The organism is Methylophilus sp. Leaf408 (assembly GCF_916856905.1).
Classification (GTDB): domain Bacteria; phylum Pseudomonadota; class Gammaproteobacteria; order Burkholderiales; family Methylophilaceae; genus Methylophilus.
Map to the genome: position 1 here is coordinate 216,850 of NZ_CAKASK010000002.1, position 23,907 is coordinate 240,756.

Here is a 23,907-nt window from a genome sequence, read left to right on the forward strand (position 1 = left end):
ATAAACATTTAGATCAGTTTAAGCGTGCCCTTCATCAAGGCAGCATGACCAGGGAATGAACAGAAGAATACATAATTACCAGCAGCATCCAACTGGGAAGGTGCGAAAGAAGTACTTGCCGTCTCACCACCACCGATGACAGTCGTTGCAGCGACTACGCGTGGATCCTGTGGTTTCACATAGGATTGCGCCGCACCCGCTTTACTACCATCTTGCAAAACGCCCTGTTCATCCGCTTGCTTGCTCACGACCAGGTTATGACCCATGATTGTTTTTTTCATGGCGCCTGCATGCTTCAGGTTGATAGTGAACGATTTGCAGGCTTTGGGCACAGCAATTTCTTTCACGCTGAATGTCATCTGGTCAGTGGCATCTACACTCACATCACATTTGTCAGCCGCTTGCGCAGGTTGTTGCAGCAAACAGATTGCGCTACCAGCCACAGCCAGTAATTGTTGCCATTGTGTACGTTTCAAATTCATCATTTCTCCGTTTCATCCATAACAAAAAATTAGCTGGCTACCGAAGTTTCCACTTCCTGGCTGGCTCAGGTTTTAAAACTGCCCGAAGCATAATGTTTCAGGCAACATTAAATTTAAGATTTCTGTGCGCTAGTGCCTGGCTTGATCCAATAGTAATAAGCGGCAATCAGTATCGGCAATGCCACTGCAGCATCGGATAACAACTCTCGTGCATCATCAACCAGCAACGCAGTTAACAAGCCGGTGAATGACACAATCGCAATCAGCGTAGGCCATAAAAAAATTTGTGTTAATGACTTATTCCGCATGAATACACGCTCCATCATGGTATTTGCTTGCTAGCATTCATTGATCAAAACCGATTAAGAGATGGCTTTATGTAATATCGGGCGCGTACTTGTCACTGGCAGGTATTGACGCCGTTTTTTCCACCAAAGTTTCAAACCGGTCCATAAAACGATAATACTCAGCACATCTAACACCGCCCAAATCCACTTCAGGCTCATGCCGCCGTAATCACCAAAATGCAACGGTTGCGAAACCAGTAACGCGACCAGATACCATGGCAAAGGACGGCTGTCGGTTAAGGTAGCGTTTTGGGCGTCGATCAATACCGGTTTAAATAAACGCTTGGTGAGCGGGCTGTCGCCGCGCATGAAGATGCCATAGTGATGCTGGCTGGTGTACGCCGTGCCGGGGAAAGCAATAAAGCCTAATTGCATGGCTGGTTCGGCTTTCTGTGCAACCTCAAGCGATTGCTGTAACGAAGCGAATTGTGTTGGCGGCGGCAAGTTTTTATAAGGCGCAATCATTTGCGACATCTGGTCAAATTGCCAGTATTTCACCAGCAAGTCTGACCAGGCATTAATTACACCCGTGGTGCCCACCACCAGAAACCAGCTGAGGGTGACAATGCCGAGCATATTATGGATATCCAGCCGCTTGAGTTTTTCACCACGCTGGTGGCGGATTTCACCGAACGCCAGTTTGCGCATGAACGGGGCATAAAGCACGACGCCGGAAATAATTGCAATCACCAGCAGAAAACCCATCAATCCTAAAAACAGCATGCCTGGCAAACCTGCAAACAGGTCGACATGCAGTTTGAAGACGATATACATAAAGCCTTCTTCTGCTGGTGGTTCACCCAGCACTTTTGCAGTGCGGGCATCCATCACTACATATTTAAAACCACTGGTGGCATCTGTAGTTTTGGCCATGCTGATAGTCCACTGTAATGGCTCATCATCATCGCGGTACATGTATAAGGGCACAAATCCGGGATTCTGTTTCTTTGCTGTCGCCACCAGGCTGTCCATGCTGGCCATAGTCCCGTTATGCTGTATATCAGGGGTGACGATATGATCGCCCAGCCAATCGTGAATTTCATGGCTGAAAATCAGCGGCAATCCGGTCAGGCAAAGCAATAACATGAATACTGTACAAACCAGGCTGGACCATTTGTGGATCCAGGCCCAACGCCGGATGGATTGCTGCGTCATAGTCATCTATCTGTAATTCTATTTACTGCTGTGGCTGGCTGACAAAACCAACTTTTTTCATCCCTGCGGTTTGCGCTTGTGCCAATACTTCAGCCAGCACCTGATACCGGGTATTTTTATCGGCACGTATCTGCAACTCCGGCTGCTCTTTTTTCACGCTTTCGTCCTTCATACGCGTCACCAGGGTAGCCTGATCAATTTCCGTATCGTTCCAGAACATCTTGCCATCGGCATCTACAGCCAGGTCTATCACTTCCGGCTTTTCTTCCAGCGGTTGTGAAGTCGCCTGCGGCAGGTCAATTTTTACTGCATGCGTCAGCAAAGGGGCAGTAATGATAAAAATCACCAGCAGCACCAGCATCACATCCACTAACGGCGTGGTGTTGATCTCGCTCATCGGCTGCGTGTGCTCGCCCGCGCTGAATGGATTATTACCGATCATGGATTGCCACCTTTATTCACTACTCTGGTGTGTAACTCGCGGACATTGGACTTACTGCCTGGCTTTATCATCAGCGGCGCCCCTGTCGTCAGCAAGGTATGCAGGTCCTGGGCAAAACTTTCCAGCTCGGCCATAATGCCGCGGTTCGCTTTAATAAATGCGTTGTATGCCAATACTGCAGGGATAGCGACAGCCAAACCAATCGCCGTCATAATCAATGCTTCACCCACCGGGCCGGCCACTTTATCGATTGTGGCAACCCCAGATTGACCAATGGCAGTCAGCGCGTGGTAAATACCCCACACCGTACCAAACAAACCTACAAATGGCGCCACGCTACCAACTGAAGCCAGTACGGAAAGGCCGCTCTCCAGTCCGGCCTGCTCTTGCGACAAGGTACGACGCAATTGTCTGGCAATAAACTCATCCTGGCTGCATGCAGCACCTAATGATTGCGCCGCATATTGCTGGTGATGCTGGGTAGACTCTACGGCTGTCTGCGCCAGTTTATAAGCTGGGGAATGATGCTGTGTTTCCTGCATTGCTTCCTGCAATGTCGATTTACGCCAGAACTGACGCACATACTCGGAAACCTGGCGTTTGTGTTTAAATACCTGCCAGGATTTCACAACCACAAAATACCAACTTAATACTGACATCGTCAGTAAAATCAGCGCCACGATCACTGACACAACGCCACCTTCAGTGATAAAAGCCAATCCGCTCGTAGATTCCATTAAAAAATTCCTTTCCAATCAAACTTTTAATATTTAGTACAAACTTGATAATTAATTTAACGTAAACGCTAATGGCACAATGACATAAGCACTCAATGCTTTTCCACCTTTGCGCGCCGGTTCAAACCGCCATTGTTTCACTGCATTTAAGGCCGCGGTATCCAGGCGTTCAAACCCACTGCCTTTTGAAACCTCTACCGTTTCCGGACGACCTTCGGCTGACACCAGTACTTTTAACAATACACGCCCTTCTTCGCCGGCGCGTTTAGCCAGCTTGGGATATTCGGGAGGAGGATTATTCAGGTAAGCCACACCGAATTTAGGCGGCTCTTCTTTTTCTTCAACAACTTCTTGCTTGGGAGGAGCAGCTGGCGCTGGTGCCGGTTTGGCTGAAGCCGCGACTGGCGCTTCCATTGGTGGTGCTGCGGGCTGGGTACTGGCTTCAAACTTTGGCTGATCCGCTACAGGCTCGACAATCCGCTCAACCACGGGCGTTGGACGCTCTACTGGTTTAACCGGTGTTTCTTTGGGTTTGATGACAGGTTTTTCAACCGGTTTTTGCTTGATGATAGGGACTACTTCTGGCGCAAGCGCCTCTTCTTTTTTTGCTGGCAGGGTAATCAGGGAAACCGTGATCGGCTCTGGTTTAGGTGGCTTGATTGGCGTTTCGGCGTGTATAAACACCCACCAGACCAGGGCTGCATGTAGCAAAATGACGGTCAGCAAACCTACAATAGACCAGCGTTGGCCTTTATCTTGTCTTAACCAGGCTTCAGTCGCCAGGCTTGGCCAGCTAAAAATGCCTGCCAATTGTGCAGGTTGACGATGATGCAAGCTCAGCTCAGGAACCTTGGGCACACGTTGCTGCGCAGGCCTTAGGGGCAAACCTGTTATCAATTCACGCTGAAACATCCACACCCATCCTCATACTTGTAGAAAAATAGCCAGAAGGCAAGTTAATGCGCATCATTATCATATCAATTTACTCAAAGAATGACATTGAGTTCGTTAAAAGTAAAATTATTCAGTGACTTTGCCCAACAACGTTATCTATGACTAGAGCAAGGTTAGTCATTCAGCAGCAATCTCTCGGCTACATTACCAAGACAACCAGGAATTAAATCAGATCACAAAACTTACAATTCATGAATACCAAAGCTGCCATCCACAATTTCATGGTGGCATTTGGTTAACAATAATTTGTTTTGCTTGGTGCGCGTAAGTTTATAGGTTTCATTGCCATGCAAAATAACCACTCCTGACGCATTACCCAGAAGTTGCACGGCATCGATCACAGCCAGAGGCGCGCCCGAAACCTGTACCAGCGATGGGTTTTTGCCAGACAAAGGTTGCATTTGGCTATTCATTCCTATATGATTGGACCCCAAAAAAAAGCCGACTTACATGCAAAAGCACAGCGGCATCAGATTTCAAGGAACACCCTTACCAGGGGTAATTTGGCGCATAAAAAACAACGCCTATTTGAGCAATGACATGTTGGGGTTAGGAGCATTGCTCAAACTCTTATTCGAGCAGCCTTCGGGCTGCTCGAAGCATTTCTTAAACGCGGTTAGCGTAATACTCAACAACCTGCTGAACATCCAGCGGGAATGGTACGTCTTCAATCGAAGGCAAATGTCCAACTTTCACAGAAGCAGTTGTCGAATCAACGGACACCCACTCAGGAATTGCCAGGCTTGGTGTAGCTAACGCTTCAACCACCATCGGAATCTTGCGGCTTTTCTCTTTCAACGTCACCACATCACCCACTTTCAAGCGGATAGATGGAATGTTTGCTGATTTACCGTTCAACAAAATATGACCATGGCTTACCAATTGGCGAGCTGCAATACCAGTTGGCGCAAACCCTGCACGGAACACAACGTTATCTAAACGGCGCTCAAGCAAAGACATCAATTTTTCACCAGTAGGCTCATTACCTTTACGGGCTTCCAGCATCAAACCACGCATTTGCTTTTCGCTCACACCGTAGTTAAAACGAATCTTTTGTTTTTCCACCAATTTCACAGCAAAATCTGAACGGCGACGACGCGCTGCCTGATTGCCATGCTGGCCCGGTGGATTTGGGCGGTTTTCAATAGACTTGCGTGACAAGCCAGGTAATTCAATACCTAACGCACGCATAATCTTTAATCTTGGTCCTGTGGTTCTCATTGTTTAAAGCCTTTCCTTTAAAATCTGAAATGAAGAAAATTAGTCGCTACTAATTAGTAAACCCTATATTGTAGCGTATTATTGTAAAGTTGAAGAGGGGGTGACAAAATCCGTGACTTCCTGCTGCAATGAAAATTCACGATGCGCCTGTAAAAGCGCCTGCCAATCCTGTAACAACTGCTTCGCCGCCGATTCAATCAAATGGCTTTCCGCATACTCTGGCGCGTTTAATGTCTGCGCCAAACTGCATCCCAACAATGCAAGGTCTTCGGAAGGATTGACCGCATAGCGGGTTGCTACACAACTCAACGATACAAGTACTGCGCTGGCTGTTGGCAGGTCAGGATCAAAAAGATCACTTGCTTCGACAGCTAATTCAGTTTGCATCGTTTGGTTAACTTTCTTCAATCAGTGGTTAAATGATAATGTTTCTCATTTAGAAAGTCAACAATTATTTGCAAACTCTTTGCAATTATCCACCCACTGTTTCAAATACATTGTGTAAACCGCGATAATCTTGACCAAACTACCAAAGCAAGCTAATGTATAGGGTTCAACATTAATTAGCATAATAATCAAGATTTTATGGATTCTTCAGCCCACTCTGCGACCGACTCTCACACCAAATCCATGACTGGTGCTGATATCGTCATCAACTGCCTGAATGAAGAAAAAGTCAAATTCGTATTTGGCTACCCGGGTGGTGCTGTCTTGCATATATATGATGCACTCTACAAACAGAATGGCTTCAAGCACATTCTGGTGCGTCACGAGCAGGCTGCCGTACATGCCGCAGATGCATATTCACGCGCGACAGGTGATGTAGGTGTTGCCCTGGTGACCAGTGGTCCTGGTGCCACTAATGCCGTGACCGGCATTGCCACTGCTTACATGGATTCTATTCCCTTGGTTGTGATCAGTGGACAGGTACCGGTTCCGGCCATTGGCATGGATGCATTCCAGGAAGTGGACATGGTTGGCATCACCCGCCCCTGTGTAAAACATAACTTTCTGGTTAAACACGTTAAAGATATCGCGCCTACGATTAAAAAGGCGTTCTTTATCGCCAAAACCGGCCGTCCAGGCCCGGTAGTGGTAGATATTCCTAAAGATATTACTGCGCACATTGCCGACTTTATCTACCCGAAAACGGTAGAGATGCGCTCTTACAGCCCGATTTTGAAAGGCCACAGCGGCCAGATCAAGAAAGCAGTTAAATTGCTGCTGGGTGCCAAACGTCCGATGATTTACACCGGCGGCGGCCTGGTATTGGGTAATGGTTCAGCTGAACTGGTTAGATTAGCCAAAGCGCTCAACTTCCCGGTAACGAATACACTGATGGGGCTGGGTGGCTACCCTGCGACTGACAAACAATTTGTCGGCATGCTCGGTATGCATGGCAGTTACGAAGCCAACATGGCGATGCAGCACTGTGACGTGTTGCTGGCAGTTGGCGCGCGTTTCGATGACCGAGTGATCGGCAACCCGAAACACTTTTCAGGCCAGAAACGCACCATTATTCATATTGATGTAGACCCTTCCAGCATTTCCAAACGCGTAAAAGTGGATGTGCCTATCGTGGGTGACGTACAGTCTGTGCTCGCCGACATGGTAGAAATTCTGGCGCAGGAAGAAAACAAAACAACAGACACTGCTGACTGGTGGGACCAGATCAATGAATGGCGTGGCGTGCAATCGCTGGATTACACTTATTCAGACACCGTGATCAAGCCTCAGTATGTGGTACAGAAGTTGTGGGAAGTGACCAATGGCGAAGCCTACGTGACTTCTGACGTAGGTCAGCACCAGATGTGGGCGGCGCAATACTATAAATTTGACAAGCCACGTCGCTGGATCAACTCAGGCGGCCTCGGCACCATGGGCGTTGGCTTGCCATACGCAATGGGCTGTCAGTTTGCTGACAAGCATGCACAAGTGGCCTGTATTACCGGCGAGGGCAGTATCCAGATGAATATCCAGGAGCTCTCGACCTGTGCGCAATACGGATTACCGATCAAGGTGATCCTGTTGAATAACCGTTACCTGGGCATGGTGCGCCAGTGGCAGGAGTTCTTCTACGAGAACCGCTATTCCGAATCTTACATGGATAGCCTGCCGGATTTCGTGAAACTGGCGGAATCCTATGGTCATATCGGTATGCAAATCACCAATCCGGCAGACGTGGAAGGCGCATTGAAAGAAGCGTTCGCCAGAAAAGATAAGTTTGTATTTATGGACTTTTTAACCGACCAGGCCGAGAACGTATTCCCTATGGTTGAGAACGGCAAAGGCTTGTCAGAAATGGTCTTAAGCCCATTGAGCGGTTCACGCCTGAAGGGAGAGCAATAATGCGCCACATTATCTCCCTGTTGATGGAAAACGAAGCGGGTGCCCTGTCACGTGTGGCAGGCCTGTTCTCCGCACGTGGTTACAATATTGAATCACTCACCGTGGCCGTGACCGAGGATCCAACCTTGTCACGCATGACGATAGTCACCACCGGTTCCGACGATGTGATTGAACAAATTATCAAGCAACTCAACAAGTTGATTGACGTGGTCAAAGTGCTGGACCTCAACGATGGCAAGCACATTGAGCGCGAATTGATGCTGGTCAAGGTTAAAGCCACCGGCGTTTATAAAGACGAAATGAAGCGTATGTGCGACATTTTCCGCGGCCGTATTATCGATGTGGCCGACAATAGTTACACCATTGAGCTTACCGGCTCTTGCAGCAAACTGGATGCATTTATCGAAGCCATAGACCGCAGCGCGATTCTGGAAACCGTGCGTACCGGCGCGTCCGGCATTGGTCGTGGCGACCGCATCCTCAAAGTTTAAACATCCCTATTTCTTCATATATATACCAAAGCATTTGTATTGAAAGGCAAAAGCAGACATGAACGTTTATTACGACAAAGACGCCGACTTAAGCATCATTAAAGGCAAAAAAGTGACTATCGTGGGCTACGGTTCACAAGGTCACGCACACGCAGCAAACTTGCGCGACAGCGGTGTAGACGTCACTATCGGTTTGCGTAAAGGCGGCAGTTCATGGGCTAAAGCAGAAGGTGCTAAACACACAACACTGGAAATCGCTGCTGCAGTGAAAGAAGCTGACGTAGTGATGGTATTGCTGCCGGATGAAACCATGGCAGAAATCTTCCACGCTGAAATCGCACCTAACCTGAAAAAAGGCGCTGCGCTGGCATTTGCCCACGGCTTCAACATCCATTACAACCAGATCGTGCCACGCGCTGACCTGGACGTGATCATGATTGCCCCTAAAGGCCCAGGCCACACTGTACGTTCCGAATACCTGAAAGGTGGCGGCGTACCTTCACTGATCGCGGTTTACCAGGACACTTCCGGTAAAGCCAAAGACATCGCATTGTCTTACGCTGCTGCTAACGGCGGCACCAAAGGTGGCGTGATCGAAACTGACTTCCGTGAAGAAACAGAAACTGACTTGTTCGGCGAACAGGCTGTTCTGTGTGGTGGTGCAGTTGAGCTGGTTAAAGCCGGTTTTGAAACACTGGTTGAAGCTGGTTACGCGCCAGAAATGGCTTACTTCGAGTGCTTGCACGAACTGAAACTGATCGTTGACCTGATGTACGAAGGCGGTATCGCCAACATGAACTACTCTATTTCCAACAATGCGGAATACGGTGAGTACGTGACTGGCCCACGCGTGATCAACAGCCAATCCAAAGATGCCATGCGTGAGTGCCTGGCTAACATCCAGAACGGTAACTACGCGAAACAGTTCATCCTGGAAGGCCGTACCAACTATCCTGAAATGACTGCACGTCGTCGTTTGAACGCTGCTCACCCAATCGAGCAAGTGGGTAACAAACTGCGTGGCATGATGCCTTGGATCGCGAAAAACAAACTGGTTGATCAAAGCAAGAACTAATATTCCTGGTGAATTGATCAAGCCTTATGGTTGCGTTTAAAACACATTAACCAGCCATAGGCAAAAAGCACAGGCCGATGTAATATCGCCTGTGCTTTTTTATTTAACATCGCACAAAAAATAAAAACTTCTTGTTCGGGATTGAAACCGTACAAGCCAATAAGGGAATGAAGTGAAACTCTCTATTCTGCTGCAATACATCGCACCCAAACAATTGCTGACTGCCGCTGCCGGCAAACTGGCGCATTGGCAGGCTGGTGCCCTGACTACGGCTTTTATCGGCTGGTTTGTGCGCAAGTACCACGTGAATATGGAAGAAGCGCTCAACGGTGATATTGCCAGTTACGCCTCATTCAACCTGTTTTTCACCCGTCCGCTGAGGCCAGGCGTCAGGCCATTGGAAAGCAATGCTTTTATCTGTCCGGTAGACGGTGCCATCAGCCAGTTTGGCGATATCAAGTCAGGCCAGATTTTCCAGGCCAAGGGTCATCATTACACGGCACAAGCTTTAGTTGGTGGCGATGCCACATTAGCCGCCAAGTTTGACAACGGCAGCTTTGCCTGCCTGTATTTAAGCCCCAAGGATTACCACCGCATCCATATGCCTTGCGAGGGAAAACTGTTGCAGATGACTTATGTGCCAGGCGATTTATTTTCAGTGAATCCAGACACTGCCGCCAATGTACCCGGCCTGTTTGCGCGCAACGAACGTGTGGTATGTACGTTCGAATCCGCCGCGCACGGCAACTTTGTTTTGGTGTTGGTGGGAGCAACCATTGTCGGTAGCATGGCCACCGTTTGGCATGAGTCCAAAGACCGGATCATTAACCCGCCACGTCCAGGCAAGGTTCTGCACTGGGATTACAGCGACCGAAACATCAGCCTGAAACTAGGTGAAGAAATGGGCCGCTTTCTGCTGGGTTCTACCGTGGTCATGCTGTTTGAAAAAGATGTATTGAAATTCAACGACAGCTGGCACGCGGGTAAACCGATCCGGCTGGGTGAAGCCATGGGGCGCTAAAACGAATATTTGCAGGGGTATAAAAAAGGAGGCGATTGCCTCCTTTTTTATACCATCCATTGCTCACTAACCGTTAAGGCTCTTACTTACAATCTCGAACACATCCCCGGACAAGTTTGGCGTTGCCAATATGGCTTCCAGGGCTGCTTTCATTTGTGCCTGCAATGCCGGAGTGTAACGTTTCCATTCACGTAATGGCGTCACCATGCGTGCGGCGATTTGCGGGTTAATTGTATTTAACTCGATAATTACGTCACGCAAGAAAGCATAACCTTTACCGCTAGGATCATGAAACTTCACCGGATTGTTAATTGCAAATGCGCTATACAGTGAGCGTACACGGTTAGGATTTTTGATATTGAAATCCGCATGGTTGCGCAACATGGCGAGGTCATCAAAAATCTGTTCGCGGTTGGCAATTGCTTGCAGCGAGAACCACTTATCCACCACCAAAGGATAATTTTTGAAGCGGGCATAAAAATTGGCAAAGACTTCTGCGCGTTGTGGCTGGCTGCTATCTGACAAACAGGCCAACGCTGTCACGCGATCAGTCATATTATCCGCCGCATCGTAATGCGCTTTTGAGCGTGCCGAGCAACCGGTACCATTAGTCACAGTGAGAATATCCAGCACAGCATGTTGCAACGCACGGCGGCCCATCGCTTCCGGTGTGATAGAGAACTCACCTGTGTTGCGGTTTGCATCATATAACGCAGCTAACGCATCTTTATGTGTACTTTTGATTTGCTTGAGAATCGCAGTGCGCGCTTCATCAATGGCTGCCGGATCCACCACCGCCTGATGCTGCGCAATCACGGCCAGCATAGGCAGGCTTAATGCACGTGCCAGTAAGGCTTTATCACCCTGCCCCGCCAGGCCTTGCTCAACCAGTGTGCCGACATCGGCAACGAATTGCGAAATATCGGTCTCTGGTTTTTCCATCACGCGTTGAATAGTACGCAACGCCAATGTCTGGCCAGCTTCCCATTTGTTAAAACCATCGGTGTCATGCACTTGCAGTAAACGCAGGTCATCGTCGCTTAAATCAGTCTCCAGTTTCACTGGTGCCGAGAAGCCACGTAAAATAGAAGGGACAGGCCTGCCGGGTAAATCAGCAAAAGTAAATGTTTGCTCTCGCTCAGTCACTTCCAGCACGCGGGTTGGCAGAATCTCTTTACCACTGGCATCCAACAGGCCAACCGCGACTGGAATATGTAACGGTTGCTTGTTGCTTTGCTCAGGTGTATCCGGCTGCGATTGCTTAAAGGTCAGCGTATAACTTTGCTGCGCTGCATCGTACTGACTGCTGACCTGCAAGGTTGGCGTTCCTGCCTGCTTGTACCAGCGGAAAAATTGCGACATATCACGGCCAGACGCATCCGCCATACATTGCACAAAATCATCGCAAGTGACGGCATGACCGTCATAACGGTCAAAATACAGATCAGTCGCTTTGCGGAAAGTCTCGGCGCCGAGCAAGGTATGCTGCATGCGGATCAGCTCGGACCCTTTTTCATAGATCGTCTTGGTGTAGAAGTTGCTGATCTCGATAAACTGGTCCGGCTGCACAGAGTGCGCCAGCGGACTGCCATCTTCAGGAAACTGCAAGCGGCGCAAACCGTTCACATCGTCGATACGCTGCACTGCACGTGAATTCAGGTCAGCACTAAACTCCTGGTCGCGGAATACGGTAAAGCCTTCTTTCAGCGACAGCTGGAACCAGTCACGGCAGGTCACGCGGTTACCGGTCCAGTTGTGGAAATACTCGTGACCAATCACGCCTTCCACGCTCATAAAATCGCTATCGGTGGCGGTTTCCTGATGCGCCAGCACCAGCGCGGTGTTGAAAATATTCAGCGAGGTATTCTCCATCGCGCCCATATTAAAATCGCTCACCGCGACGATATTAAACAGGTCCAGCTGGTACTCGCGGCCATATACTTCCTCATCCCACTTCATGGATTTTTTCAGTGACTCCATGGCGTGGCCACACTGCTTTTCATCCCCTGCCCGCACATAAATATGCAAATCTACCTTGCGGCCAGACATGGTGGTAAAGGTATCCGCCACCCGCACCAGATCGCCGGCCACCAGCGCAAACAAATAGCATGGTTTAGGGAAAGGGTCATGCCAGACAGTGTAATGACGGCCATCCGGCAAGCTGCCAGAATCCTGTAAATTACCGTTAGAAAGCAGCACTGGATAAGCTTTGGCGTCCGCTTCAACACGCACGGTAAAAATACTCAGCACATCCGGCCGATCCTGGTAATAAGTGATGCGTCGGAAGCCTTCAGCCTCACATTGGGTGCAATAGTTACCCTGCGATTGATACAAACCTTCAAGCGCCGTGTTCGCCGCAGGGTCGATCTCGCTGATGATGGTTAACGTGAATTCGTCACCTGGATTCACTAAGGTCATTTGCCCATCGGCAACCGAATAGCTATCAAATCGCTGACCGTTCAACGCTACCGAAAGAATTTTCTGCTCTTCACCATCCAGCACCAGGTCATTCGAAACGCCCGCCGGATTTTTCGCATATTTCACTTCAGAGGTGACGATAGTTTTGCCGAGCAACAGGTTAAAACTTAAATTGACCTGTTGCGCCAGGTAAGGCGCCGGTGTGTAGTCTTTAAGGTAAATGGTTTTCGGTGCAACAGCGTTTTCGGTTCGCATGGGATGACCTGATTAAAGTATTAATAGGGATTATATTTGAGAGTTGGCTTAAGCGAATTGGTTTAATCAGGTTGACTACGGTTTTCCATGAAAATCACTAACAATATTGAGACTTTGATTAAGGTTCCACCAAAATATAGCTTAGATAATCATCAAACAGCTTTTAATATATGCGCAGTAGCATTAGTTTAAATGCTGGATACAGGGTGCAAGATAATGCAGAAAGCAAAACAAAAAGAACAGGATACAAAAGTAGATTTGGAAAGCGATAAAATATCGCTTGAGCTACCTGATGCCGCAGAAGAAGCACTTATCAATGCTGGCATCGCCGCTGATCCCGATACAATGGAGGTAAGCGATACTCAGTTCAAACAAATGCGCTTCATGGCCGGTGGTAGATGATAATCTCTAAGGCTTAGCTGGCTTCTCAGGCCGCTGGAATGTACCCACCAGCTCACCTTTGGCAACAACATGGCCTGCCATCGCTTTAAGCAAGGTATCGCGATTTGCGCCCGGGGGAATTTGCAGCACGGTATCCAGTGCAAACACCTGCACATGGTAATGGTGCGGTGGGTCACCTGCTGGTGGTTTGGGGCCAACATAGCCGATTTTCCCGGTGGTCGCCTGGCCTTGCATCAGTCCGTCCATGCGTTCAGCTTTATCTTCCAGCCTGTCCTGCTTTTGCAGGCCTTCACGCAAGGTAGTGATTTCTTTGCCTATATTCCATGCCACCCAATGCACGACTGGAGTGATAGGTTTGGCATCCGGGTCTTCCATAATAATGGCATAGGATTGCGTTGCCGATGGCCCCTTACTCCAGTTCAACTCAAAGCTGGCATCCTGATCATAGCTGGAATGACTATCCGGTATTTTTTCGCCATTGGCGAATGCAGGGCTGCTCACAGTCAATTTGCTGGCTTGTTTTCCTGCAATCTCGGTTTCACTACGCAAAGTGGCAATCTGCACACCAGAACCTTGCACCGCTTGCTGCTTCATACTCTCCGCAGGAATGGCTGAAGGTGGATTCGCCGCTGCTTTGCCATCGCCTTTGTAACTGACTTTATAAATCACACCATTTACGTCATCACTGAAAAGCAGATTACCCTGCTTATCAGTCACCAGTCCGAATGGTCGGCCGCTCTGGCCTTTATTGCTAACAAAGCCTGTCAGAAAAGGTGCGATGGAGACAGCTTTACCATTCTCGAAATGGATACGCACGATCTCATAGCCGGAAGGGGTCTGGCGGTTCCAGGAGCCGTGCATCGCGACAAAGGCATCATTACGGTATTCAGCAGGAAACTGGCCCGCATTATAAAACGCCATCTGCATGGGGGCCGCGTGGCCAGCATAGCCAAGCACCATAGGCACGCTGGTTTTCTTCCATTCCGATTTTTCCAGTTTGCCGGAAGGAACCAGGCGCGGATTCTCTACGTTGTTGCCAAAAATATACGGCCAGCCATAACGCTTGCCCTGCTCGATCTTGTTGACTTCTTCAGGCGTCACATCGTCGCCCAGCCAGTCTATGCCATGATCCATGCCCCATAACTCACCGGTCTGCGGGTTCCAGTCGAAACCGATTGTGTTACGCAAACCGGATGCAAAAATGACGCGCTTTTTACCGTCCAGCGTACTGCGCAGCATGGTCGCATTTTCGATATTGGTTTCTATACATTCATTACAGGTGGAGCCAACTGAAATGTACAGCATGTCATCAGGCCCGATCGCAATCGTGCGGTCATGGTGTTGTCCCGCATCCGGCAAATCGGTGATGATCATTTTCAACGGCCCGAAACGGCCATCCGGCAACACAGGTGCAGTAAACACTTCTTTCACTGTCACCATGTAAACGGTATCCCCTCGGAAAGCGATGCCATGCATGCCGGAACGGCTAGCGACGCGCACCGGTTTGCCAAACGTGTCACCCGTTTTTGGCAACATTAATACATCGCCCTGCTCACGCCTGGTCACATAGAGATTGCCTTGCGGTGATATCGCCAGCACACGTGCATTGCCAAGGTTTTCCGCCACCTTGCTGACTGAAAAACCTTGCGGTATTTTAAGCTCACTGATGGCAGGAGGTGGCAACTCGGCAGGCTGCAAAATGTAACTTTGAATCGGCAAAGCCACTTTTGCCGCAACATTTGTTTCGGCCATTGCCACATGAGCAGTGAAAACCAGTTGCGATAGCAAAGTGGCTACACCCATTTTGCTGATTGCTGGTTTACGGATTAGCGGCTTATGGGATAAATGCAATGACATTAAAACAATCCTTAGTTGGGTGACTTAAAGCAATATGGTGACTTAAAGATAAGTCGGGCGACTTTAAATAGCCACGCCATGGTTTCTTTTGACTTCAATCTCATCCACAACGCCGTCGTTAATCACAAATTCAGACACCGGATGCCCGCCCTGATAAAGCAAAGCCACGTTGGCTTCAGTAGCGGGCACGGTAATGCGGGAATTGTTAATCATAAAAACGGTGAAATACTTATTAGCGTTTTTATCGTAGTGTTCCCATACAGAAAATACATCTTCAAGATACAAGCCAGCGATCTCCAACCCATCAAGGTGGAGATCTGTTTTATTAAAATTGTTCATTACATTCGATTCAGAGAGTTAACTTTGCAGCGGTTAAACCTGTTTGATAACTACGAAGTTACTTAGTTGCGAGAAATATCTTTGGTTCTGGTGTGTGACACCGCTTTTAATATGCCAATACCCGTGAGAATCACGGAAGCAATAATGATGTATGTATGCGGCACACCTGCTTCCACCAACGCCCATGCGATACCGCCAATCAGAATAGCAAAACCGATAAGATAGAGTACAAACGATGACATACAGCCTCCTTAATTTAATTTTTATAAGCAATTAAATGATAGTTTCTAAGAAGGATATTGGTATCAGACAGTTGCTGAAAACCGTGTAGGAAAAGTGGAAATTGGCTAAAACGTAATGAAGACTCATAGACTTTCTAGCAATTCAATAAATACGTGCATTACAATCAATTTAATAACAACGTCATTCAAAAATTAAAACTCCAAATGAGGTGATTATTGATGCTTACTGAAATTCAAATGAATGCAGTTGCCAGTTTTAAGAGTTCAACAAAACTTATAACTGACAAAAAAATTAATTTAGTTTATGGGCTCAATGGCACGGGAAAATCAACCTTTTCAGGATATTTCTATGAGCCAGAAGACGCTAAATATGTAGGGTGTAGCAGGGTATCAGCCCAAACGAACCCAGTAATGGTTTATAACCAAAGTTTTGTTAAAGATACCTTTTATGAAGCGGATAAGTTGAAAGGAATTTTTAGCCTATCAAAAGAAAATAAAGAAGCTGAAGAAAAAATTGCGGTATCAACAAAGATCCTTCACCAGAAAAATCACCTTCTTGAAGAAAAACGAAAAGAAAAAGAGCGCGTAAGCAAAGAGTTTCAATCCCAAAAGCAAACTGCAATAGACAACATATGGGCAATCAAAACCAAATTCTCAGGTGGCGATCGTGTTCTTGAATACTGCCTTAATGGACTGATGGGGAAAAAAGAAACTCTCTTTGAATACATCCAAAAGATAGAAAAACCTGACCATGAACCAACAAAAACAATTCAAGTTATTAAAGATGAAGTTGAAACGTTACAAGATAAAAGTGCTACTGAACAGCCAATACTACCAATACTAAATTTTCTAGGCGCGGATATCGAATCGGACAGTATTTTTGGCAGTGCAATTCTCGGTAATACAGATAGTGAAGTTGCCGACTTAATTGAGAAACTTGGAAATGCAGACTGGATAAAACAAGGACTGACATACTTACCGGAAGAAGTTGATGAATCAGCAGAATGTCCATTTTGTCAGCAAAAAACCATCACATCAAAATTTTCCGAAAGCCTAAAGGAATATTTTGATGTTACATATCAACAAAAAATCGAGTTGCTTGAAACTCTCAAATCAAGCTATCTGACTGCTCTGAATAATTTAGAGGAAATTAGTGTATTTAATAGCCATCCAGCCACACTTAATTTTAGAGAATCACTCTCTATAAAATATCAAAAGATAATTGATACATTGCGCAGCAATATTGAAAAAATAGATTTAAAAATAAAAGCTCCGAAGTCACCACAGACCTTAACTGACACCAGTTCTTTTTTGTTGGATTTTAACCAACAAATCATCCTGATAAATCTCAATATTTATGCTCATAATGAGCAACTTAAGAATCGAGAAAGCACACTTAATTCATTAAAAAATGACTTCTGGAATCTAATGAGATGGCGATACGATCAGACATTGGCACGATTGGAAACTGATCGTCAGTTAATTAATAACAAACTTGCAAGTTTAGGTGAAGAGATTGCTACTATCGACTCTTCAATTGCTAACGCGAAAGAGCAGATTGCACTTGCTCAGAAAGAAACTGTAAATGTTGACGAAGCGGTAACAGCTATCAATACCAACTTAATAGAACTTGGTATTGATGGATTCAAAATTCTCAAACACACTGATCGACTTTATAGAGTTGTAAGGGCTGATGATCCAGCGGATGCTTTTCATACATTAAGTGAAGGAGAGAGAATGATGATTAGTTTCCTGTACTTTTGTGAACTTTGTAAAGGTAAGGCTAATCCAGAAGACACCAATATTCAAAAGATAGTTGTTATTGATGACCCGATATCAAGCTTATCCCATATATTCGTTTTCAACGTTGGTCAACTAATTCGCACAATATTCTTTAAAGACTCAAAATTCTCTCAAGTATTTGTTTTAACACATAGTTTATATTTTTTCTATGAGTTAACCGATCCATATCATGAGAGAAGAAAAGCGAACCAAAAATTATTCCGCATAACAAAATCTGGTGATGGAAGCAAAATCGAGGAGATGAAATACGAAGAAATCCAAAATGACTATCAGGCATATTGGAATGTAATTAATGATTCCACTCAACCTCCGGCTCTAATAGCCAACTGCATGCGAAATATTATTGAATACTTCTTTAATTTTGTACGGAAAAGAGATTTAAACAATGTTTTTCTATCAGATGAATTACAAGATAATAAATATCAAGCGTTCTATCGCTATGTAAATCGTGAGTCACACTCTTTGGGGCAAAATATTATTGATATGAAAGAGTTCAATTATGACGTCTTTAAAGAAGGGCTCAGACTAGTTTTTGAGAAAACAGGTTATTCAGAACACTTTATTGAAATGTCTAAAATTTAGGCCTAATAAGCAAAAAATTAACGCAGTCAAACTACCAATAACCGCCTACCAAAAGGCGGTTATTTTTTCTACAGCCCATCTTTTACGAATTTAAGCCTTCTTCACAAACTCCGATTTCAACTTCATCGCACCAAAACCATCAATCTTGCAGTCGATATCATGATCACCATCCACCAGGCGGATATTTTTCACTTTAGTGCCGACCTTCACCACTGATGAAGAACCTTTTACTTTGAGGTCTTTAATCACGGTAATCGTGTCGCCGTCTTGCAGCACGTTGCCATTGGCATCGCGAATGACTTTTGCTTCTTCTGAATCTGACACTGCTGTCTTGCTCCATTCATGCGCGCATTCCGGGCAAACGTAGTTGTCACCATCTTCATAGGTGTATTCAGATTGGCATTGCGGGCAGGCTGGGTAGGACATAAGAACTTTCGTGAGGCGATTAGCAAAACCTATATTTTACAGGGTTATTATTGAATAACTTTGTTATTGATCAAACTTGCCCAGGTGATTAGTAACCAACAAAGAAAAACCGCCTGCAAAAGGCGGTTTTGTAACTGACAGCTAACGACTCATAAGCAATTATCGCCCTGCTTTTGGCAATGCCGCCTTTGCTTCTGCCAGGCGCATTTGTTTGGCAGCCTCTTCATCGCGAACGGCGTCAATCACGCGCACTACGCTTTTTAAATCTACCGGTGTGTTGTCTTGCTTGAATCTGCCAGTAAGTTCTGTTTCAAGGGTAAGGTCGCCATGCGCGTAAAGTGCCCAAATCTCTTTGCCATATTCTGTGTTGAGTAACTCAGGCGCAAATTGGCCGAAGAAATCAGCCAGGTTGCGAACATCGCGTTCGAGCATACTCATGGCGTGGTTGTTGCCTGCGGCATCTACCGCTTGCGGTAAGTCGATGATTACCGGTCCGCTTTCACTCAGCAGAATGTTGAATTCAGAAAGGTCGCCGTGCACGATACCGGCACACAGCATGCGCACGACTTCTTTGAGGAGTGTTTGATGATGCAGGCGAGCTTCTTCAGCGCTAAACACGATGTCGTTTAGTCTGGGCGCGGCATTACCTTCGGCGTCGGCGACTAAATCCATAATCAATACACCTTCGTAGAATTGATACGGGGTTGGTACGCGGACTCCGGCGGCGGCAAGCCGATACAGTGCATCCACTTCTGCGCTTTGCCAGGCTTCTTCTTGTGCCTGTTTGCCATATTTGGAGCCTTTAGCCATGGCACGCGCCTGACGGCTGCTTTTGACTTTGCGGCCTTCGGTGTAATCGACACTCTGGCGGAAGCTGCGTTTGTTGGCTTCTTTGTAGACCTTGGCGCAACGGGTTTCTTCACCACAGCGCACTACATAGACGGTGGCTTCTTTTCCGCTCATTAACTGGCGGATGACATCATCGATAATGCCGTCTTCGATGAGGGGTTCTAATCTTTGCGGGGTTTTCATAAGGCTAGCTAATAAGAGGTGTGGTCAGACTACCATTAAATGCAAAAAACGGGGCAAGTCTTGCAAATCAAGCGAACTTTTTGAATCGTATGTGCGTCATGTAAAGGTCATGAGCAATTTATCCATATAAAAATTATCCAGGTGAACGCATTTGTACGGCTGTTTCCTGATAATACGGCATGAGAGTAACTGGCGGGTTCAATACACTTGAATTCAAACGATGCGCAGTGTTTATCAAAGAAGGCTAGAATGAAACTGAATAAACCACATAAGGATTCACGCAATGTGGCTACGTACTGAATGTGACATCACATTTAATGTGAGCATCCCTACCCCATTTATTTTGATGCTGCGACCGCGTAGCGGTGTGCAGCAATGGGTCGCGCAACAGTCTTATACCCTTAACCCGAGCGTGCCGGTGGTTGAGTATACCGATGTTTATGGCAATCTTTGCCAGCGGCTGATGGCACCTGTAGGCAAATTTAGTATTAGTACCTCTGCTGATATTTTAACCGCGGACGGGATAGATACCGCCCCCGGCGCACCGTTTAATGATGTGCAAAATCTGCCAGATGATGTGCTCACCTATCTGTTGCCTTCGCGTTATTGCGAATCGGACAAGTTGATTGATCTTGGCCAGCAGATAGTGGCGAATGCGCAGCCAGGCTATGACCAGGTGATGGCGATAGAGCAATGGATTCGGCAAAATATCAACTACAACACAGACTCTCCGCACTATCAACTCTCTGCGGTGGAGGTGAACCAGGCGCGGGAAGGTGTCTGCCGCGAATTGGCGCACCTGGGGATCGCCCTATGTCGTGGCTTGTGTATTCCGGCGCGGATGGTGGTGGGATTTTTGTATGAGCTGCAACCAATGGATTTCCATGCCTGGTTTGAAGCTTATGTGAATGGTCGATGGTATACCTTTGACCCTACACAACCTTCTCCCCGCGGCGGCCGTGTAACAGTTGCCTATGGGCACGATGCTGCCGATGTGGCTATTTTTACCCAGTTTGGTCCGGCATTGTATCCTGAAGAGATGTCAGTACGCATGACCCAACTTCCAGGTGCTCCTGGTTAACGTGACCTGATATAGATACCTTGAAACGTATTAAAATCAAACATCTTACCGAGTATGTTTTTTCTTCTCCGGTGACGCTGCAACAACATCGCTTGCTGATACGTCCGCGGGAAGGACACGACTTGCGTATCGAATCTTCGATTCTTAACATATCGCCGGCTTATCAGATCCGATGGTCGCGGGATGTGTTTGATAATTCGTTGGCGACTGTCAACTTTTCACAGGCTAGTGACAAGCTGACTATCGCTAGCGAAGTGGTGATACAACATTACGAAGAGGCTCCGCTTGATTTCTGGATGGAGAGTTATGCCGTGAACTATCCATTTTCTTATGCGGAAGCCGAATGGGCAGATCTGGCAGCGTTTCAGCGTCCGGTGTTTGTACAAGACGAGCCTCAAGTTAATCAATGGCTGCAGCAACTTGGTTTGCTGAATGGACAGCGCAATACGTTTGAGTTGCTAACCACCTTGAATCAGGCGATCTATACGCAATTCCGTTATCAGGCTCGTGAGGCAGCGGGTGTACAAACGCCCGCTACCACCCTGCAATATGGCAGCGGCTCCTGTCGGGATTATGCAACCCTGTTTATCGAAGCTTGCCGAAAAATGGGGCTTGCCAGCCGCTTTGTCAGCGGTTATCTGCACGCGCCTGCCACTGAGGCAGGCAATGCCACAACACATGCCTGGGCAGAAGTTTATTTACCAGGTACTGGCTGGAAAGGGTTTGACCCAACCTCTGGCCTTGTCACAGGGACGCACCATATCGCGGTAGCCGTGTCTCGCAACCCGGAAGCAGTTCCTCCAGTTGCGGGGAGTTTTATCGGCCCCAATGTGAAGCCCATACTGCGGGTGGATGTGCAGGTGAATTTACTCACCGCATAGAAATAAGTCATTACTTTGGTTGATTCCGAAGTATTAATATCTGCGCAGCTATCCATACAAATAAAAAAACCGCTTCCTAGGAAGCGGTTTTTTAAACTGCAAATCTGTTTAATTACAGTAAAGATTTAACAGTAGCAACTACGTTTTAGCTCCGGCATAACCTAAAGGTTAGCCTTCACTGAAACTTCGTCAACAATTAAAGTACTGATTTAACGGTGTTGACTACGTTTTCAACTGTGAAACCGAAGTGCTTCATCAGTGCGCCGCCAGGAGCAGACTCACCGAATGTGTCGATACCGACCACAGCACCTTCTAAACCTACATACTTACGCCAGAAGTCTGGGTGAGCAGCTTCAACCGCTACGCGAACAACGCCTGGAGTCAGAACGCTGTCTTTGTAAGCCTGGTCTTGGCGGTCGAATACGTTAGTAGATGGCATTGAAACCACACGTACTTTAGTACCGGCAGCGTTCAACTCAGCAGCAGCTTTCACAGCCAGATCCAGCTCGGAACCGTTAGCGATGATGATCACTTGTGCGCCAGCAACGTCGGAGAATACGTAGCCACCCTTGCGGATTGCATCGAAGTCTTTAGCTTCGTGTTTGATACCTGGCAGGTTTTGACGAGACAGAACCAAGCTTGTTGGGCCGTCTTTCTTCTCAACTGCAGCAACCCATGCAACGGTAGTTTCAGTCGCATCAGCTGGACGCCATACATCCATACGTGGGATGTAACGCAAGCCAGAAGTGTTCTCAACTGGTTGGTGAGTTGGGCCGTCTTCGCCTTGACCGATAGAGTCATGGGTCAGCACGTAGATCACACGTTGATGCATCAACGCAGACATACGCATACCGTTCTTCATGTAGTCAGAGAACATGTGGAATGTACCGCCGAATGGCAACAGGCCACCGTGCAGTGCAACACCGTTCATGATCGCAGCCATACCGAATTCACGTACACCGTAAGAGATGTAGTTACCTGGTTCTTTCGCGTTTACATGTACGAAGCTGCCAGTTGAAGTCAGGTTAGAACCAGTCAAGTCAGCTGAACCGCCCAGGAATTCTGGCAACAATGGCGCCAAGGCACCGATTGCATTTTGTGAAGCTTTACGTGAAGCAACACCTTCTGCTTTTTCGTTGATGGCAGCGATGATTTTGTCTGTTTCTGCTTTCCAGTTAGCTGGCAGCTCGTTGTTCATACGACGCTTGAACTCTGCAGCTTCAGCCGGGAATGCTTTTTCGTAAGCTGCGAATTTATCATTCCAGTCAGCTTCGCGCTTGGCACCCTTCACTTTTTGATCCCAACCAGCGTAAACGTCAGCAGGAATCACGAATGGCTCGTGTGCCCAGCCGATTTCAGCACGTGTTGCAGCAACTTCTGCGTCGCCCAGTGCGGAACCGTGGCAGTCGTGTGAACCGGATTTGTTTGGTGAACCTTTACCGATGATTGTTTTACAGCAGATCAATGAAGGCTTGTCAGTGACTTTTTTCGCTTCATCGATTGCTTTTTGAATCGCGTCCTGGTCGTGACCATCTACTGAAACAACGTGCCAGCCGTAAGCTTTGAAACGGCCTGCTGTGTCGTCTGTGTACCAGCCTTCGATGTGACCGTCGATAGAAATACCGTTGTCATCCCAGAAAGCAACCAGTTTGCCCAGGCCCCAGGTACCAGCCAGTGCACATGCTTCGTGAGAAACACCTTCCATCATACAACCGTCGCCCAGGAACACGTAAGTGTAGTGGTCAACGATGTCGTGGCCTGGCTTGTTGAACTGGTTAGCCAGCAGTTTTTCAGCCATTGCAAAACCAACAGCGTTAGCGATACCCTGGCCCAATGGACCGGTAGTGGTTTCAATGCCTGGTGCGTAGCCGAATTCCGGGTGACCAGCACAGCGTGAGTGCAATTGACGGAAAGTCTTGATATCTTCGATACCTAAATCGTAACCTGTCAGGTGCAGCAATGAATAAATCAGCATTGAGCCATGGCCGTTTGACAACACGAAGCGGTCACGGTTAGCCCATTGTGGATTTGTAGGATTGTGGCTCAAATTGTGGTTCCAAACCACTTCAGCAATTTCCGCCATGCCCATAGGAGCGCCTGGGTGACCGGAGTTTGCTTTTTGTACAGCATCCATGCTCAAAGCACGAATAGCGTTGCACAAGTCGACACGTGTTGCCATTGTTTTCTCCCAAATGAAAATAAGAGCGGTCTTACACAAAAAGCTGCAAAACCTTGATTGAATTCTTTAAAAAAGGCGAGAAACCAGCCCTTTTACGGAAAGGGTAGATTATTCCTTAGAACCCGTTTTTCATCAA

At 47.2% G+C, this 23,907-nt stretch carries 24 protein-coding genes; 8 read left to right on the forward strand and 16 right to left on the reverse strand.

The genetic code is table 11. The annotated features are described in order from the left end of the window. Positions 1-8 precede the first annotated feature (8 nt). The 9 genes from azu to LPA26_RS11910 form a co-directional block, all read right to left on the reverse strand. Positions 9-485: an azurin gene (azu, locus tag LPA26_RS11870; RefSeq protein WP_055828059.1), complete on the reverse strand. Its 477-nt coding sequence runs from the start codon at positions 483-485 to the stop codon at positions 9-11. A 110-nt stretch (positions 486-595) separates the two neighbouring features. Further along, positions 596-808 carry a hypothetical protein gene (locus LPA26_RS11875; RefSeq protein ID WP_229008510.1) on the reverse strand — a complete coding sequence of 71 codons (213 nt, stop codon included), beginning with the start codon at positions 806-808 and terminating at the stop codon, positions 596-598. A gap of 36 nt (positions 809-844) precedes the next feature. Next, entirely contained in the window at positions 845-1,984 is a 1,140-nt protein-coding gene (locus LPA26_RS11880; protein WP_229008511.1) for a PepSY domain-containing protein, read from the reverse strand. 22 nt (positions 1,985-2,006) lie between these two features. Beyond that, on the reverse strand, positions 2,007-2,426 hold the full coding sequence (locus LPA26_RS11885; protein WP_055828069.1) for a biopolymer transporter ExbD: 420 nt from the start codon (positions 2,424-2,426) through the stop codon (positions 2,007-2,009). Further along, the gene (locus LPA26_RS11890; protein ID WP_055828072.1) at positions 2,423-3,163 is read right to left on the reverse strand and encodes a MotA/TolQ/ExbB proton channel family protein; all 741 of its coding nucleotides are present in this window, start codon (positions 3,161-3,163) and stop codon (positions 2,423-2,425) included. The genes LPA26_RS11885 and LPA26_RS11890 overlap by 4 nt, the downstream gene beginning before the upstream one ends. Positions 3,164-3,214: 51 nt before the next feature. Next, on the reverse strand, positions 3,215-4,075 hold the full coding sequence (locus tag LPA26_RS11895) for an energy transducer TonB (protein WP_229008512.1): 861 nt from the start codon (positions 4,073-4,075) through the stop codon (positions 3,215-3,217). 224 nt (positions 4,076-4,299) lie between these two features. Continuing rightward, positions 4,300-4,518, reverse strand: a complete 219-nt coding sequence (gene hemP, locus LPA26_RS11900) for a hemin uptake protein HemP (protein ID WP_229008513.1) — start codon at positions 4,516-4,518, stop codon at positions 4,300-4,302. A gap of 205 nt (positions 4,519-4,723) precedes the next feature. Continuing rightward, positions 4,724-5,338 carry a 30S ribosomal protein S4 gene (gene rpsD, locus LPA26_RS11905; RefSeq protein ID WP_055828079.1) on the reverse strand — a complete coding sequence of 205 codons (615 nt, stop codon included), beginning with the start codon at positions 5,336-5,338 and terminating at the stop codon, positions 4,724-4,726. Between the two features lie 78 nt (positions 5,339-5,416). Continuing rightward, positions 5,417-5,725 (reverse strand): hypothetical protein, encoded by a 309-nt coding sequence (locus LPA26_RS11910; RefSeq protein ID WP_088178537.1) that lies wholly within the window; start codon positions 5,723-5,725, stop codon positions 5,417-5,419. 198 nt (positions 5,726-5,923) lie between these two features. On the opposite strand from LPA26_RS11910, the gene ilvB reads away from it, so the two are divergent. From ilvB to asd, 4 genes are all read left to right on the forward strand, one after another. After that, complete coding sequence (gene ilvB, locus LPA26_RS11915; RefSeq protein ID WP_055828086.1) at positions 5,924-7,687, forward strand: biosynthetic-type acetolactate synthase large subunit; 1,764 nt, start codon at positions 5,924-5,926, stop codon at positions 7,685-7,687. Then, entirely contained in the window at positions 7,687-8,178 is a 492-nt protein-coding gene (gene ilvN, locus LPA26_RS11920; protein ID WP_055828089.1) for an acetolactate synthase small subunit, read from the forward strand. The genes ilvB and ilvN overlap by 1 nt, the downstream gene beginning before the upstream one ends. Positions 8,179-8,236: 58 nt before the next feature. Beyond that, positions 8,237-9,253: a ketol-acid reductoisomerase gene (gene ilvC / locus LPA26_RS11925; protein ID WP_055869881.1), complete on the forward strand. Its 1,017-nt coding sequence runs from the start codon at positions 8,237-8,239 to the stop codon at positions 9,251-9,253. Between the two features lie 172 nt (positions 9,254-9,425). Continuing rightward, complete coding sequence (asd, locus tag LPA26_RS11930) at positions 9,426-10,274, forward strand: archaetidylserine decarboxylase (protein ID WP_229008514.1); 849 nt, start codon at positions 9,426-9,428, stop codon at positions 10,272-10,274. Positions 10,275-10,340: 66 nt separating this feature from the next. Here the strand turns inward: asd and pepN are convergent, their stop codons facing one another. After that, a complete protein-coding gene (gene pepN / locus LPA26_RS11935; RefSeq protein WP_229008515.1) occupies positions 10,341-12,947 on the reverse strand; it encodes an aminopeptidase N in 2,607 nt (868 codons plus the stop codon). A 216-nt stretch (positions 12,948-13,163) separates the two neighbouring features. Between pepN and LPA26_RS11940 the strand changes: the two genes are divergently transcribed. Further along, positions 13,164-13,349 (forward strand): hypothetical protein, encoded by a 186-nt coding sequence (locus LPA26_RS11940; protein WP_229008516.1) that lies wholly within the window; start codon positions 13,164-13,166, stop codon positions 13,347-13,349. 6 nt (positions 13,350-13,355) lie between these two features. On the opposite strand, the gene LPA26_RS11945 is transcribed toward LPA26_RS11940, so the two are convergent. From LPA26_RS11945 to LPA26_RS11955, 3 genes are all read right to left on the reverse strand, one after another. Further along, entirely contained in the window at positions 13,356-15,206 is a 1,851-nt protein-coding gene (locus tag LPA26_RS11945; protein ID WP_229008517.1) for a YbhB/YbcL family Raf kinase inhibitor-like protein, read from the reverse strand. A gap of 63 nt (positions 15,207-15,269) precedes the next feature. Then, the gene (locus LPA26_RS11950) at positions 15,270-15,545 is read right to left on the reverse strand and encodes a hypothetical protein (protein WP_229008518.1); all 276 of its coding nucleotides are present in this window, start codon (positions 15,543-15,545) and stop codon (positions 15,270-15,272) included. Between the two features lie 62 nt (positions 15,546-15,607). After that, on the reverse strand, positions 15,608-15,787 hold the full coding sequence (locus tag LPA26_RS11955) for a hypothetical protein (RefSeq protein ID WP_055828113.1): 180 nt from the start codon (positions 15,785-15,787) through the stop codon (positions 15,608-15,610). Positions 15,788-16,006: 219 nt separating this feature from the next. On the opposite strand from LPA26_RS11955, the gene LPA26_RS11960 reads away from it, so the two are divergent. Then, the gene (locus LPA26_RS11960; protein WP_229008519.1) at positions 16,007-18,172 is read left to right on the forward strand and encodes an AAA family ATPase; all 2,166 of its coding nucleotides are present in this window, start codon (positions 16,007-16,009) and stop codon (positions 18,170-18,172) included. A gap of 90 nt (positions 18,173-18,262) precedes the next feature. Here the strand turns inward: LPA26_RS11960 and LPA26_RS11965 are convergent, their stop codons facing one another. Together LPA26_RS11965 and LPA26_RS11970 are read right to left on the reverse strand one after the other, a co-directional pair. Then, positions 18,263-18,598: a zinc ribbon domain-containing protein YjdM gene (locus LPA26_RS11965; RefSeq protein WP_055869858.1), complete on the reverse strand. Its 336-nt coding sequence runs from the start codon at positions 18,596-18,598 to the stop codon at positions 18,263-18,265. Positions 18,599-18,757: 159 nt separating this feature from the next. Next, entirely contained in the window at positions 18,758-19,630 is an 873-nt protein-coding gene (locus tag LPA26_RS11970; protein WP_229008520.1) for a PA4780 family RIO1-like protein kinase, read from the reverse strand. Between the two features lie 283 nt (positions 19,631-19,913). Between LPA26_RS11970 and LPA26_RS11975 the strand changes: the two genes are divergently transcribed. Together LPA26_RS11975 and LPA26_RS11980 are read left to right on the forward strand one after the other, a co-directional pair. Next, entirely contained in the window at positions 19,914-20,711 is a 798-nt protein-coding gene (locus tag LPA26_RS11975; RefSeq protein ID WP_055869853.1) for a transglutaminase family protein, read from the forward strand. 20 nt (positions 20,712-20,731) lie between these two features. Continuing rightward, positions 20,732-21,592, forward strand: coding sequence for a transglutaminase family protein (locus LPA26_RS11980; RefSeq protein ID WP_229008521.1), 861 nt, complete (start codon positions 20,732-20,734; stop codon positions 21,590-21,592). A 196-nt stretch (positions 21,593-21,788) separates the two neighbouring features. Here LPA26_RS11980 and tkt read toward each other — a convergent pair whose 3' ends face one another. Then, entirely contained in the window at positions 21,789-23,771 is a 1,983-nt protein-coding gene (gene tkt / locus LPA26_RS11985; protein WP_055828131.1) for a transketolase, read from the reverse strand. Positions 23,772-23,907: the final 136 nt, after the last annotated feature.